Origin of the sequence: Mesorhizobium sp. M7A.F.Ca.US.002.01.1.1 (assembly GCF_004022955.1) — a bacterium.
Classification (GTDB): domain Bacteria; phylum Pseudomonadota; class Alphaproteobacteria; order Rhizobiales; family Rhizobiaceae; genus Mesorhizobium; species Mesorhizobium ciceri.
The window spans coordinates 1-11,990 of sequence record NZ_RZQE01000153.1 but is presented as its reverse complement, the minus strand read 5'-3'; the positions used below and the strand labels follow the sequence as shown (position 1 = coordinate 11,990).

The window sequence follows — 11,990 nt, the reverse complement described above, 5'->3', positions numbered from 1 at the left end:
AGATCTTACTTATATACTTCGATGAAAGATAAATCTGTAAGTATATTAATTGTTGCAATCGTTATGAGATATGGCATACTAATAACTTAACGAATTAGAGCGCATGCTGGGCGGGAAAACGCGTGCTCAAAGGTCGATTTTCAATTGCGCTCCTCTTGGCTTTGGTCACCTGCGGGCACTCGCAATCCGCATCACTCGACACTGGAGACGAACGTTTTCTCTGGCTCACCTCTTCGTCGATCGATCGCGTTGCCGTGACATACTCGCAGGGAACGCTCTATGTCCCCTCAGATCTATTTCGGGAACGAAATCCGAAGGCAACCATGGATATCAAGCAAGTCGCGCTACGACTGAGCTATCCTGAACTGAAAGCTGGCCGCGGGCCAAACCCCCAGATCCGGGGGGAGGAGGATCTGCTGCCGCTTTCGGACGCACTCGGAGTGGCGGCCTCCGTTCCAGGCGGCCCACTAAAAATTCATATTCCGCAAAACCTCCTGCTTCCAATTATAAATGACCTCGATGCTGGTATTAAATTCGCCTCGTTTCGCGTAAAGGATAATGCTAAGGGGTATCTCTCTCACAATATCTACTATATTTCCGCGCCGGATCCTATGTACATTATGTGCACTGGATATTCTTCTGTATCATCGTGCATGATGAGCTTTGATAGGGCTGGATTGCGCTGGATGATCATGGCGCCTCGTAAATATCTTCGAGAGGACGTCTCTAGGTTTCACAAACGTCTTTCGGCGCTGATTGATTCATTTTCTGAAAAATAGGAGCGTATCATGCCAACTTCACAGCAGATAAACGATATTAACTCTGCATATGCGCTTACCATCTCGACGGGTGACGCGTCTCATTACTACGATGCGCTTTCCGCCGCTGGCATCTACTATGGAAGCATGGCACATGGTGTCGTGAACGCCGACTCGTTAATCGGAATTGTTGCTAACAACTATGCCAAGAACAAAATAGATGGCGATTTCGCGTCAGGACTCTTTGACCAACGTCGCGATGCGCTCATGCTGGAACTCGCTACGCGTGACTACGCTCTTCGGTCAACACAAACTGATTGGAACCTTACGGGGCGGCAAATTTCCGACTATCATGATGCAGCATACCAAACTGTTTTCCCCGAGCTCTCAGGCGCGGCGGAAGGGTGGACACCCTACTACGAGGTTCGAGCTCTCAACGACTATGATTTCTGGCTGGTCACGTCGAGTGCGGATCTGTCTCAGTATCTATCCTACTTTAGAATGAATATTCCGCTGACAGTCGGCGATGCTACGGCGAAAAACTATGCGCTCCAATGGTTCCAGGATATGGATCCATTTGTGTTTAATCTATCTCAGATGAAATTTATTATCGGGGACGATGTTCTCGCCAAAAGCTTGCTCCAGTGGGCCGCTACCCATACGGGATTCTTGGATAGCAAGCAGTCATATCTGTTCGAGCAAAAACCGTATGCCCCAGCTAACGACACCGATGCGTCTGGTTTCCTTGGCAGGTTCATTCATGGTCTCCTGATTGAGGAGGCGGTTTCAGGAACCTCAAATATCCTGCATGCCAGCACTGACTACAAGGAGATATCGTTCGACCGGAGCGATCTCCCCACAACTCCCCATGGGACTGAGTTCGATCACGTGATCAACCAGACCATCGGCACCGCAAACGAGTTGACTCTTGCAGGGTACAATTCCGAGTGGATGCAATCGGATTCCTACAAACTGTCGAACCCTTACTATTGGGGGCTCGACCCGCATAACATCGTCAATATCAACGGCGCCACCTTCATAGCCGGAAATGCGGCAACATCGGCGAACAAGGATGGAAATCTGGTTGTCCTGCAGGGTGACGTTACCAGCTTCACCTTGAACAGCACCTCTCAGTTTATTCTTGTTGGGAATGAAAAGGACAACGAGATAACCTTGGTCAATCCGGATCAGGGATTTGTCTTTTCTGGCGCTGGAAATGACCACATCATAGTCTCGGGTGTTGCAGACAACAGCTGGGGTATAATCCTGCCGGTCATGATTGATACGGGCAGCGGGAACGACACGATCGAGTTCCAGGATTCGAGTCACTTTTTTGTCGGCTATGTCATGACGCCCGATGGCGGGCATGACGTCGCTGTTGGAAATCTAGAGAAGTATTGGCCATCAGATCCCGCTTCAGACTATTCTGCTCCCTTGAATAATTTCCTATTGTCTGGATTAAGCCTCACCGATCTGGATCTAGAGAAGACATTGGTCGCGCAGCGTACAACAACGATACATGCAAGTGAGCAATGGTATGAGATAGACTATGTTACGAACTGGTGGGATGTAAAATATACCCTCAGCGGCAATGACGGAGCCACTTCAATCGAAATTGGTACATATTCATTTAGCTCCAACAAGGCCTACTACATCAGTACCGATGTGCTTTATGGAGACTACACGGTAGACTTTGGTATGTCTTCAGAATGGACAGGGTCGGCGCATGTTATTAACGGGTACTTCGGCAGATCGCAGGTTTTTAATTCATTCTCGTTGGCTTATTTGGACGAAAATGACAACGCGCACAGCGTGGCAATGAACACCGTGTTTGATATGGGATTCGACCCAGCATGGCTTGTTGCCGCTTGAAGTATGTCTTGGGTGAGTCACCTCGGTCTGGATCAGTGGCAGTAACAAGCAATATGCTTGAGCTATGCATAGGATTTTGTGCTGAAGTAGGTGGAACGAGATCTCCATGACCCGATCCCCCGAGAAGATAGGTTCTGGGGGATTTGAAAGGTCACTTGTTGCGGCGAACAAGGCGGTAATCCTCGCAACAGCGGTGATAAGCGGCGTCATAAACGTATTGGCGCTAACTGCCCCCTTGTTCATGTTGCAGGTTTATGACCGTGTGCTTGCCAGCCACAGCGTCCCAACACTGGTCGGCCTCGGGATGCTTGCGTTCGGCCTATATGCCTTTCAATGCGGCCTTGACATCATTCGTGCCCGCGTTCTTCTACGCGTCGGTGAGCGGTTCGATCACCAGCTTTCCGGGCGCGTTCACGACGCAGTCGTCCGCCTTCCACTCGAAACTCGCATGCCCAGCGACGGATTGCAGCCGCTGCGCGATCTCGACAATGTACGCAATTTTCTCTCCGGACCCGGTCCGACCGCGTTTTTCGATTTACCTTGGATGCCCTTTTATCTCGGCCTGTGTTTTCTACTTCATTTCTGGCTTGGTATGACAGCAATGGTCGGCGCGATCTTGTTGGTCTCGCTTACCGTTATTACCGATGCGTCTTCCCGCAACCCAACTCGAGAGGCACTCCGGCATAACACGGTGCGCAATGCCTTGCTGGACGCGTCCCGTCGCAATGCCGAAGCTATACGTGCGATGGGGCTTAGCAATCGCATGACCGCGCGCTGGCGCCTTGCAAATTCGGACTACCTTGCGGCAAATCGCAGGGCCAGCGATGTTGTTAGCGGCCTAGGGGGCGTTGCAAAAACACTTCGTTTGGTTCTCCAGTCCGCAATCCTGGCAGTGGGTGCATGGCTCGCTATCGAGCAGCAGGTCACACCGGGGGTGATGATTGCCAGTTCCATCATAATGGGCCGCGCACTAGCGCCCGTCGAATTGGCAATCGGAAGTTGGAAAGTGTTCCTGATGGCGAGACAGAGTTGGATCCGCCTCAGGGATTTGCTGCTGATGATGCCTGAAGAGACAACTGTCTTGGCCCTGCCCAAACCGCAATGCGAACTGCGTGCCGCAGGCATCACCGTCGTTCCCCCTGGTGAGACGAAGCCGACGGTCTTCGCAGCAAACTTCGTCATGCGCGCGGGGAGCGCGCTCGGCATTATTGGCCCTAGCGGTGCGGGGAAGTCGACGCTTGCCCGCGCTCTCGTTGGCGCCTGGACCCCGGCGAGCGGCAAAGTGCGTATTGACGACGCGTCACTCGACCAGTGGGATCAGGAGGCAATCGGTCGCCACATCGGCTACCTGCCACAGGGGGGCGAACTTTTCGATGGCACGATCGCAGAGAACATCGCCCGCTTCGAATCCGACGCGAAGCCGGAGACAATTGTATCAGCCGCGATGGCGGCTGGCGTTCATGAGCTTATCCTGCAGTTTGATAAAGGATATGAAGCCCGCATTGGAGAAGCCGGATCATCCCTTTCGGCAGGGCAACGCCAGCGGATCGGCCTTGCCAGGGCACTCTACGCCGATCCGTTCCTCGTCGTGCTCGATGAACCCAATGCGAATCTTGACGCCGATGGCGAAGCTGCTGTTGTGAAGGCAATCGCGGCCGTGAGGGAACGCAAGGGGATCGCAATAGTTATAGCGCATCGACCGAGCGCGCTAGCTGCAGTCGATTTCGTTCTCATGATGGAGGCCGGTCGGGTCAAAGCCTTCGGACCACGCGACGAAGTTCTTTCGAAAATATCAAAGGTCCCTTCTCCGAATCCTACCATGGCTGGATATCCGGGCTTTTCTGTATCGGCCAGGATGCTCGCGCCCTTCAAGATGGTCGCAGATCCGAACGAGTCAAAGCCGGAGGTCGCTGAAATCTTGATGGAGGGATCCGATGCCAAACGTTGAGGCCGAATTGGTTTCAAGATCTATCCGGCGGCACCTCTTCATTGGCGGCACTTCCTGCCTTTTCTTGGTGGGAGGCATAGGCGGGTGGGCGGCCGCAACCAATCTCTCTGGTGCAGTCGTGGCTTCCGGCACCTTTGTCGTCGATAGCTATGTCAAGAAAATCCAACATTTGACTGGAGGCGTTATCAGCGAGATTCTCATCAAGGAGGGGCAGAAGATTGCTGCCGGAGATGTACTTGTGCGCCTCGATGCAACGCAAGCGCGGGCAAACCTTGGAATCGTCACCAAGAGGCTGGACGAATTGACTGCACGGCTCGCTAGACTTGAGGCCGAGCGCGACGACGAAGACCAGATTGCGTTTCCAGGAACTTTACTTTCCCGGCTTGACAACACCGATATCGCCGCAGCCGTTCAGAGTGAGCGTCGACTGTTTGAGTTCAGGAAGGAAGACCGAGCGGGGAAGAAGTCCCAGTTGCGCGAAAGAATTAAGCAGTTCGCGCATGAGATCGATGGCCTGAAGTCTCGCGAAACAGCCTTTGATCGTGGGCTCTCTGTGCTTGATGCCGAGATCGCCTCGCTTCAAGTGCTCCGGGCAAAGGGCATTGTTTCTGTGTTGCGATTGAACGACCTGGAGCGAGAGGCGGCGACCCTCGGCGGTGATCGAGGCGAGGCGATGGCCGGCCAGGCTCAAGCAGCAGGCCGAATATCGGAAGCTAGACTGCAGATCCTGCAGATCGACTCCGACCTGAAAACTGAAGTGAGCGCCGAACTTCGTGAAGTGCAAGGTCAGATCGGAGAATATATCGAGCGAAAGATCGCGGCCGAGGATCAACTCAAGCGAATCGACATCATCGCTCCACAGGCTGGCATCGTGCACCAACTGGCATTTCACACTGTCGGCGGCGTCATTTCGCCAGGGGATGTGATTATGTCGATCGTTCCCGATAGCGGCGGGCTCGCGCTGGATGCCCAGATCGCACCGCGCGACATCGACCAGATTGAGCTTGGGCAGAAGGCAGTGCTACGCCTCTCGGCATTCAATCAGCGTACCACGCCGGAACTCAATGGGACGGTTGTCCGTATTGCAGCTGACCTGACGACTAACGAGCGCTCAGGATCTTCCTACTATCAGGTGCGCTTCGTGGTAGCGCCCGAAGAACTGGCGCGGCTAGACGGACTCATTGTTCTTCCGGGAATGCCCGTTGAGGCCTTTATCAAGACCCACGAACGGTCTGCGTTTTCATATTTCGTGAAGCCGCTTTCCGATCAGATCAGTCGTGCGTTCAGAGAGGACTAGGCCACGTCTTTGTAGCAATGGAGGGGGTCGTCTGCTCTATCTTCCTTCACACGAAGGCCCAGATGTCCTCGGCCTGGAAACCGACCTGATAGCCTGATGTCTTCAGCTTGACCACGACCTGGCCGATCTCGGCGGCCGGCAGCGCGCCGACCTCGACCTTGATCATGCCGGGACGGTAGCGCTTGAGGTCGAGTTGTTCGAAGACGATCCAGTCGGCGCCCTCGCAATCGACGAGGAAGGCGTCGATATGGGTGATGCCGTTGCGGTCGAGCAGCGTCAGCAAGGTCTCGGATGGCACCTCGATGTCCCTGAGATGCGGCGCGAACTTGTTGAAGTTGGCGTCGGCCTCGCCCCAGGCATTCTTGCCCGACATCAGATTGGTGTCGGTGACCGACGAACAGCCGATGAATTCGATGGGCAGCGTGCCGGCCTCGAGCGCGGCGGCATCGAAAGTGTGGACGGTGATCGTGCCCTTTGTCTTCGTCACCGCCACCGGCTCGATGATGAAGCGGCTGATGTCGGGGTAGTTGGCGCGCAGCCGTTTCTGATTGTAGGGGATCGGCTCGACCAGCATCGCGCGTGCACCGGGAATCCTGTGCAGCCACGGCGTCACATCGTCGAAGAGCGCGCCGTCGCAGGCGCCGACATTGACCATCTGGAACGGCCGCCCCGCCCCACCAAACCGCGCCTTCAGCGCTGCCTTGGCCAGGAATTTCGTGCCGCGCAGCGACGGCCCGCGATCGAGAACGCCACTGGGAAGACCGAGCGACAGGGCAACGCGCGCCAGGCTGGATAGCGAACTCATGACTTGTCTCCGGGAATGATTTGCATGGCAGCGCGATTCTGGCCGCGAGCCACGGCCGCCCACAACGCCATGAACGGCGTCGCCAGCAGCAGGAATGGCGGGATCAGATGCGGGAAATAGATGCGCGTGTCGTGGATCGGGAAGACGGTGAACTTCGCCAGCGCGCCGAGCACCAGTGCCGCGAACAGGATGCCGGCGCGGCGGTCGAGGCGGAAGCCGGCGCGGTCGGCAGCAAACCAGCCGGCCAGTGCCAGCACCGACACGCCGACCCAGCTGTTCAGGCTGACGGCACGCAGCAGCGAGGTGGCAAATGCCCTGAGATAGGCAACGATGGAGAATGGCGGCTCGAACCCGTCCATATTGTAATGCTGCTCGATGCTGGAGAACCACAGATGCGGCCACCAGCCGGGATGATGCGCCCAGTGCGAGATGGCGAAATAGGCAACGAAGGAAGCGGCAAAGCCGGCCAGCGCGCCCCATGCCCTCTGCCGGAACGCAACCAGCAGCACAGCAAAAACAGCAAGGAAAACAATGTTGTCCGGGCGCACCATGAAGGCGAGGAAGAGCAGGATCGCCGTCGCCACCTCGCGGCCGCGGACATAGGCATAAAGCCCGCCCAGCAACAGCGCCGATGTGAGCAGATCCGGCGTTGAGGCGCGCGCCGCATCGCCGAAATCGGCCATGATCAGCACCGCGCCGACCACCGGCGCCAAGGCCAGTGCCCCCTCGGAGCGCAGCCACATCAGGGCGATCGCGCCGAACAGCAGCACGGAGAACACTGAGACCAGGCGCATCGCCTCGACCGGCGACATCACCGCGCTCATCGTCGACAGGATCTCGGCATAGAGGAACTTGATCCGGTACATGCCGAGCAATGAATGGAAGTCGGCGGCATTCTCCGCCATGTGGCTGCGGAAGCCGCCGCCATCGTCGGTCAGCGCCTTGTAGTCACCGGCCGACACGCCCGATTTGACAGTGTTGTAGGCATAGTCATGCAGCGCCTGTGCATCGGGATAGGTGCCTTCCTCCGCTATGGCGAGATAGGGCAGCATGTCCCAATTGGCGTCGGGCATCACCCACGCGGTGAACGCTGAAAAAAGAATGTAGAGCGCGAAGGCCGCGGCGCCGATCGGTGCCGCCAGCCGCGCATAAGTCCCCACGCCCCACGCCAGACCGGCCCCGGTGAGCCGGTCGAGTGGGTTCTGTGGAGCGGGCGACTTGGTCAGCATGTCTACTCAGCGAGTTTCGGTTTAACGGACCTGGCTTTTGACGAAATCCTTCACGATCGACACGATGCCGCGCGACAGCAGACTGTCGAAAGCATCGACGAAACGATCGACATGCTCACGCTGGCAGATCAGCGGCGGCTCCAGCCGGATGACGTTGCGGTTGTACTCGGTGAAGGCGACCAGCACGTCGTAATCGCGCAGCAGCAGCGCGCCGACGAAGCCCGACAGCGAGCCCTTCAGCTTGTCGTCGAGCACGCTGACGATCGGCCGCAGCACCATCGGCAAGGTCTGCGAGAAGTCGTGGAACTCCAGGCCGACCATAAAACCCTTGCCGCGCACATCCTTGATGATCTTCGGGTACTTTTCCCTGAGCGCCTGCAGGCGCTGCAGCAAATAGTCGCCGGTGACGGCGGCATTGTCGATCAGCCCCTCGTCGTAGAGCACGTTGAGCCCCTCGATCGCGGTGACGCAGGCCTCGCCCATGCCGCCGAAGGTCGCCATGGCATGGATCATCGCCGTTTTCGGCGTGCCATAGGCCTTCATGTAGACCTCGCGCCGCGCGATCATGGCTCCCACCGCCGCCTTGCCGGCGCCGAGCGACTTGGCCAGCGCGGTCACATCGGGAATGACGCCGTAATGCTCGAAGGCGTAGAAGCGGCCCGAACGGCCGTAGCCGCACTGCACTTCGTCGGCGACCCACAGCACGCCGTACTGGTCGCACAGCGCGCGCAGCTTCTGCCAATATTCGGCCGGCGCCTGGATGATGCCGCCACCGCCCTGGATGGTCTCGAGCACGATGACCCCGACCTCCGGATCGGAGCGGAACAGGCGCTCGACCGCCTCGATGTCGGCGAACGGGATGCGGACCGTGTTTTCCGCCACCTTGAAGTCGGCGCGGTAAAGCTGGCCGTCTGTGATGCCCAGCACGCCCTTGGTCTTGCCGTGGAAGGAATTCTCGGCATAGACGATCTTCGGCCGCTTCGGACCGGCCGCGCGCTCGGCGAGCTTCACCGCCGCTTCCATCGCTTCCGAGCCGGACGAACCCAAAAATACCATGTCGAGATCGCCGGGCGAGCATTTGGCGATGTTGTGCGCAAGCGCTGCCGCATATTGCGACATGAAGGCGATGGCGATTTCCTGGCGCTTCTCCTCCTGGAATTTCTTGCGTGCTTCCAGGATGCGCGGATGGTTGTGGCCAAAGGCCAGCGAACCGAAGCCGCCGAAGAAGTCGAGGATCTTGCGGCCGTTCTGGTCGATGTAGAACATGCCTTCGGCGCGCTCGATCTTGATCTTGTGGAAGCCGAGCAGTTTCATGAAGTGCAGTTGGCCGGGGTTGAGATGCGCCTTGAACAGGTCGGTCATTGCCGCGACGTCCATCGCCTTGGCCTGCTCGACGCTGATCAGGTTGGGCTTGGCGATGGTGGCGGGCGACAGCGCCGGCGCACTGACCATGGTGCGCGCATTCGTCTGTTCGGGCTTGGCCATGACGGTCATTTCAATCTCCTGTCTGCACGCACGACCGCAATCGTGCGCAACGAAAGCTGTTTTGCGAGCCGCTATTCGGCGGGCACATGTGTGGTGGCGACCGCGAGACCGGCTTTCTTGGCGCGGTACTCGCTATAGGCGGCGATCAGCATGTCCTCGTCGCGATATTGCGGCGCCCAGCCGAGCTGACGCCCGGCCTTGGACACGTCGAGCACGCATTCCTCGTCGGCGATCAGATACTGTTCTGGGTCCATGATCGGCATGTTCATCAGGTCGAGCAGGTCCAGCGTGCGCTTGACCGCCCAACCCGGTGTCGGGATCAGGATCGATTTCGAGCCGGCATGCCTGATCAGATCGCCGAGCAGCTTCTTGACGGGCGGTGGATTGAGCGAACCCAGATTATAGGCCTCGTTTGGCACGCCGGCCTTCCAGGCCGCGCGGGCGGCCTCGGCGCAGTCGAACACCGAGATGAACTGATAAGGGTTCCTGCCCGAACCGATCATCGGCACCGGAAAATTCCAGTCGATCAGCTTGAACAGTTTTTCGAGAATGCCGAGCCGGCCGGGACCGATGATCAGACGCGGGCGAAACAGCGAGATCGACATGCCGCGCTTGCGCCACTCGGCCGCCAGCTCCTCGGTCTTCTGCTTCGACCAGCCATATTCGCCCAGCGGCGCCACCGGGTGCTCCTCGGTCATAGGCTGCGTGACCGTGTGGCCGTAGATCATGTCGGTCGTGTAGTGGACGAGTTTTGACGCACCGGCTCCGTCCATGGCCTGCATGATGTGCTCGGTGCCATGGAAATTTACAGGGAAGAAGAAGTCATGCCGCTTGGCGCGCACCTGGATCGGCGACAGCATCTTGGCCGACAAATTGTAGACCATGTCGTCGGCCTTCAGCCCAATCGCGGCGACCGAGGCCGGATCGGTGACGTCGCATTGGATAAAGCGGACGCTGCGGTAATGCGGCAGGTCGCTCTTGACGATGTCGGCGACGACAACCTCTTCACCATCGGCCACAAGCTTCGGGGCAAGATGGCGGCCGACGAAACCGTCACCGCCGAAAATCATATGTCTCATCGAAGGATCTCGTTTGCTTGGATCTTGTCGGGCGTGATGGAAGCGGCCTGGTCCTCATGCCCTTGCCCACCCAAATCCCGGCCACTTTGCGCGATCAGCACCGTGCCGACGCAGATGAAGGCGATGCCGGCGATCCGCCAGCCATTGAGGTCCTCGCGGAAGACGAAATAAGCGAAGATGGCGACGGCAACATAGGCGAGGCTGAGGAACGGATAAGCGAAGGAGAGCTCGACCTTGGACAGCACATAGAGGTGCGAGGCCATCGAGATGACGAAGGTACACAGGCCAAGGAACACCCAGGGGCTGAAGACGATCTGCAGCAGCTTGACGAGCGGATTGACGCCCTCGAACGAGATCGGTCCGAGCGACATCATGCCTTGCTTCAGCATCAGCTGCGCGGCGGCATTGGTCATGACTGTAAAGAGAATGAAGACGATGTATTTCATGAGTTCCAAGCCACCCCTTCACACTTCCTACTACAAACCCGCAAACATTTGGTGAAGTCCCAACCTTGTTTTGAGTGAATCGCGCTATCAACCATCTGTTAACCAATAATTATTCGGATTTTATCTATTCGGCAGCCTCGACCGAGCCTCGCCGCGTATCCAATCTCTTCGCGGTGCGCGCCCAGAAGTCGGACATGAAGGCGTGGTCGCGGAGCGCTTCCAGCCGCTGCCATTCGGGAAAGGACGAAGCGAAGATTTCGGCCCCCATGCGGGCGTCCTTGTACGGATTGACCGCGCCGCCGGCCTCGACCGTGATGCGGTCGAGCTCCCGCAGCAGTGTCAGCGTCGCGGCGCCCCTGTTGGGGAAATCCAGTGTCAGCGTGTAGCCGGGACGCGGAAACGACAGCAGCGCCGGCGAGCGGATGGAGCCGAAGCGTTTCAGCACCGTGAGGAACGAGCCCTGCCCGGCTTGCCTTGCAGCCGCCAGCAATGCCGGCACGGCCTCGCGCGCCGTCTGTTCCGGCACCACGCTCTGGTGCTGGAACAGCCCTTTCGGCCCATAAAGCCGGTTCCAATCGCGCACGCCGTCGAGCGGGAAGAAGAAGCCCTGGTAGCCGGCCTGGCGCGGCACCGTTGCCCGGCTCTTCCTCCACCTGTAGGCAGCGTTGAAGGCGGTCAGGAACGGCCGGTTGAGCACGTTGAACGGCGGCTGGACCGGCACCGAGAAATTGCCGTCGGCGCGCGAAGCGGCATGCGAGCCGTGCTCGGCGTGATTGCCAGTGAGCAGCAGGCCGCGACCGCTGTTGCGACCGCCGGCAAGCTGGTCGATCCAGGCGACCGCATATTCGTTGGCCTGATCGGCCGCCGCGGCCAGGTCGAAGAATTCGCAGAGGTCACGAAACGGCGTCGCCCTTTCGACGATGTCGAGGGAATGCACCCGCATCAGCCGGATCGAGGCCGACAGAATGAGGCCGGTCAGCCCCATGCCGCCGATCGTCGCCGCAAACAGCCGCGCATTGTCTGTCGCCGAGCAGCGATGGGTCCTTCCATCGGACCTGAGCAGCGTGAAGC

General features: G+C 58.2%; 10 protein-coding genes. 4 read left to right on the top strand and 6 right to left on the bottom strand.

Annotation, left to right across the window (positions count from 1 at the left end; genetic code table 11):
• The first annotated feature begins 323 nt into the window (after positions 1-323).
• The 4 genes from EN932_RS16805 to EN932_RS16790 all read left to right on the top strand — a co-directional run bounded on the left by EN932_RS16805 (position 324) and on the right by EN932_RS16790 (position 5,875).
• A complete protein-coding gene (locus tag EN932_RS16805) occupies positions 324-779 on the top strand; it encodes a hypothetical protein (RefSeq protein ID WP_127224123.1) in 456 nt (151 codons plus the stop codon).
• 9 nt (positions 780-788) lie between these two features.
• Complete coding sequence (locus EN932_RS16800) at positions 789-2,630, top strand: hypothetical protein (RefSeq protein WP_063168211.1); 1,842 nt, start codon at positions 789-791, stop codon at positions 2,628-2,630.
• Between the two features lie 106 nt (positions 2,631-2,736).
• Positions 2,737-4,578, top strand: a complete 1,842-nt coding sequence (locus EN932_RS16795) for a type I secretion system permease/ATPase (RefSeq protein WP_063168212.1) — start codon at positions 2,737-2,739, stop codon at positions 4,576-4,578.
• On the top strand, positions 4,565-5,875 hold the full coding sequence (locus tag EN932_RS16790; protein WP_063168213.1) for an HlyD family type I secretion periplasmic adaptor subunit: 1,311 nt from the start codon (positions 4,565-4,567) through the stop codon (positions 5,873-5,875). The genes EN932_RS16795 and EN932_RS16790 overlap by 14 nt, the downstream gene beginning before the upstream one ends.
• Positions 5,876-5,921: 46 nt before the next feature.
• Here the strand turns inward: EN932_RS16790 and EN932_RS16785 are convergent, their stop codons facing one another.
• The 6 genes from EN932_RS16785 to EN932_RS16760 form a co-directional block, all read right to left on the bottom strand.
• Positions 5,922-6,680 (bottom strand): FkbM family methyltransferase, encoded by a 759-nt coding sequence (locus EN932_RS16785; protein WP_063168214.1) that lies wholly within the window; start codon positions 6,678-6,680, stop codon positions 5,922-5,924.
• Positions 6,677-7,909 carry a glycosyltransferase 87 family protein gene (locus EN932_RS16780; RefSeq protein WP_063168215.1) on the bottom strand — a complete coding sequence of 411 codons (1,233 nt, stop codon included), beginning with the start codon at positions 7,907-7,909 and terminating at the stop codon, positions 6,677-6,679. Before EN932_RS16780 ends, EN932_RS16785 begins: the two co-directional genes overlap by 4 nt.
• Positions 7,910-7,930: 21 nt before the next feature.
• Positions 7,931-9,361 (bottom strand): aspartate aminotransferase family protein, encoded by a 1,431-nt coding sequence (locus tag EN932_RS16775; RefSeq protein WP_206519208.1) that lies wholly within the window; start codon positions 9,359-9,361, stop codon positions 7,931-7,933.
• A 104-nt stretch (positions 9,362-9,465) separates the two neighbouring features.
• The gene (locus EN932_RS16770; RefSeq protein ID WP_027160518.1) at positions 9,466-10,473 is read right to left on the bottom strand and encodes an NAD(P)-dependent oxidoreductase; all 1,008 of its coding nucleotides are present in this window, start codon (positions 10,471-10,473) and stop codon (positions 9,466-9,468) included.
• Complete coding sequence (locus EN932_RS16765; RefSeq protein WP_127369135.1) at positions 10,470-10,919, bottom strand: EamA family transporter; 450 nt, start codon at positions 10,917-10,919, stop codon at positions 10,470-10,472. Before EN932_RS16765 ends, EN932_RS16770 begins: the two co-directional genes overlap by 4 nt.
• 124 nt (positions 10,920-11,043) lie before the next feature.
• Positions 11,044-11,990: FAD-binding oxidoreductase (locus EN932_RS16760; RefSeq protein WP_164890509.1), on the bottom strand; the 947-nt coding region annotated here is incomplete at its 5' end.

Excerpts from the sequence above, each read along its gene's own strand:
- EN932_RS16785 (WP_063168214.1), bottom strand. The coding sequence starts at position 6,680 with ATGAGTTCGCTATCCAGCCTGGCGCGCGTTGCCCTGTCGCTCGGTCTT.
- EN932_RS16775 (WP_206519208.1), bottom strand. The coding sequence starts at position 9,361 with ATGGTCAGTGCGCCGGCGCTGTCGCCCGCCACCATCGCCAAGCCCAAC.
- EN932_RS16765 (WP_127369135.1), bottom strand. The coding sequence starts at position 10,919 with ATGAAATACATCGTCTTCATTCTCTTTACAGTCATGACCAATGCCGCC.
- EN932_RS16790 (WP_063168213.1), top strand. The coding sequence starts at position 4,565 with ATGCCAAACGTTGAGGCCGAATTGGTTTCAAGATCTATCCGGCGGCAC.
- EN932_RS16800 (WP_063168211.1), top strand. The coding sequence starts at position 789 with ATGCCAACTTCACAGCAGATAAACGATATTAACTCTGCATATGCGCTT.
- EN932_RS16805 (WP_127224123.1), top strand. The coding sequence starts at position 324 with ATGGATATCAAGCAAGTCGCGCTACGACTGAGCTATCCTGAACTGAAA.
- EN932_RS16770 (WP_027160518.1), bottom strand. The coding sequence starts at position 10,473 with ATGAGACATATGATTTTCGGCGGTGACGGTTTCGTCGGCCGCCATCTT.
- EN932_RS16780 (WP_063168215.1), bottom strand. The coding sequence starts at position 7,909 with ATGCTGACCAAGTCGCCCGCTCCACAGAACCCACTCGACCGGCTCACC.
- EN932_RS16795 (WP_063168212.1), top strand. The coding sequence starts at position 2,737 with ATGACCCGATCCCCCGAGAAGATAGGTTCTGGGGGATTTGAAAGGTCA.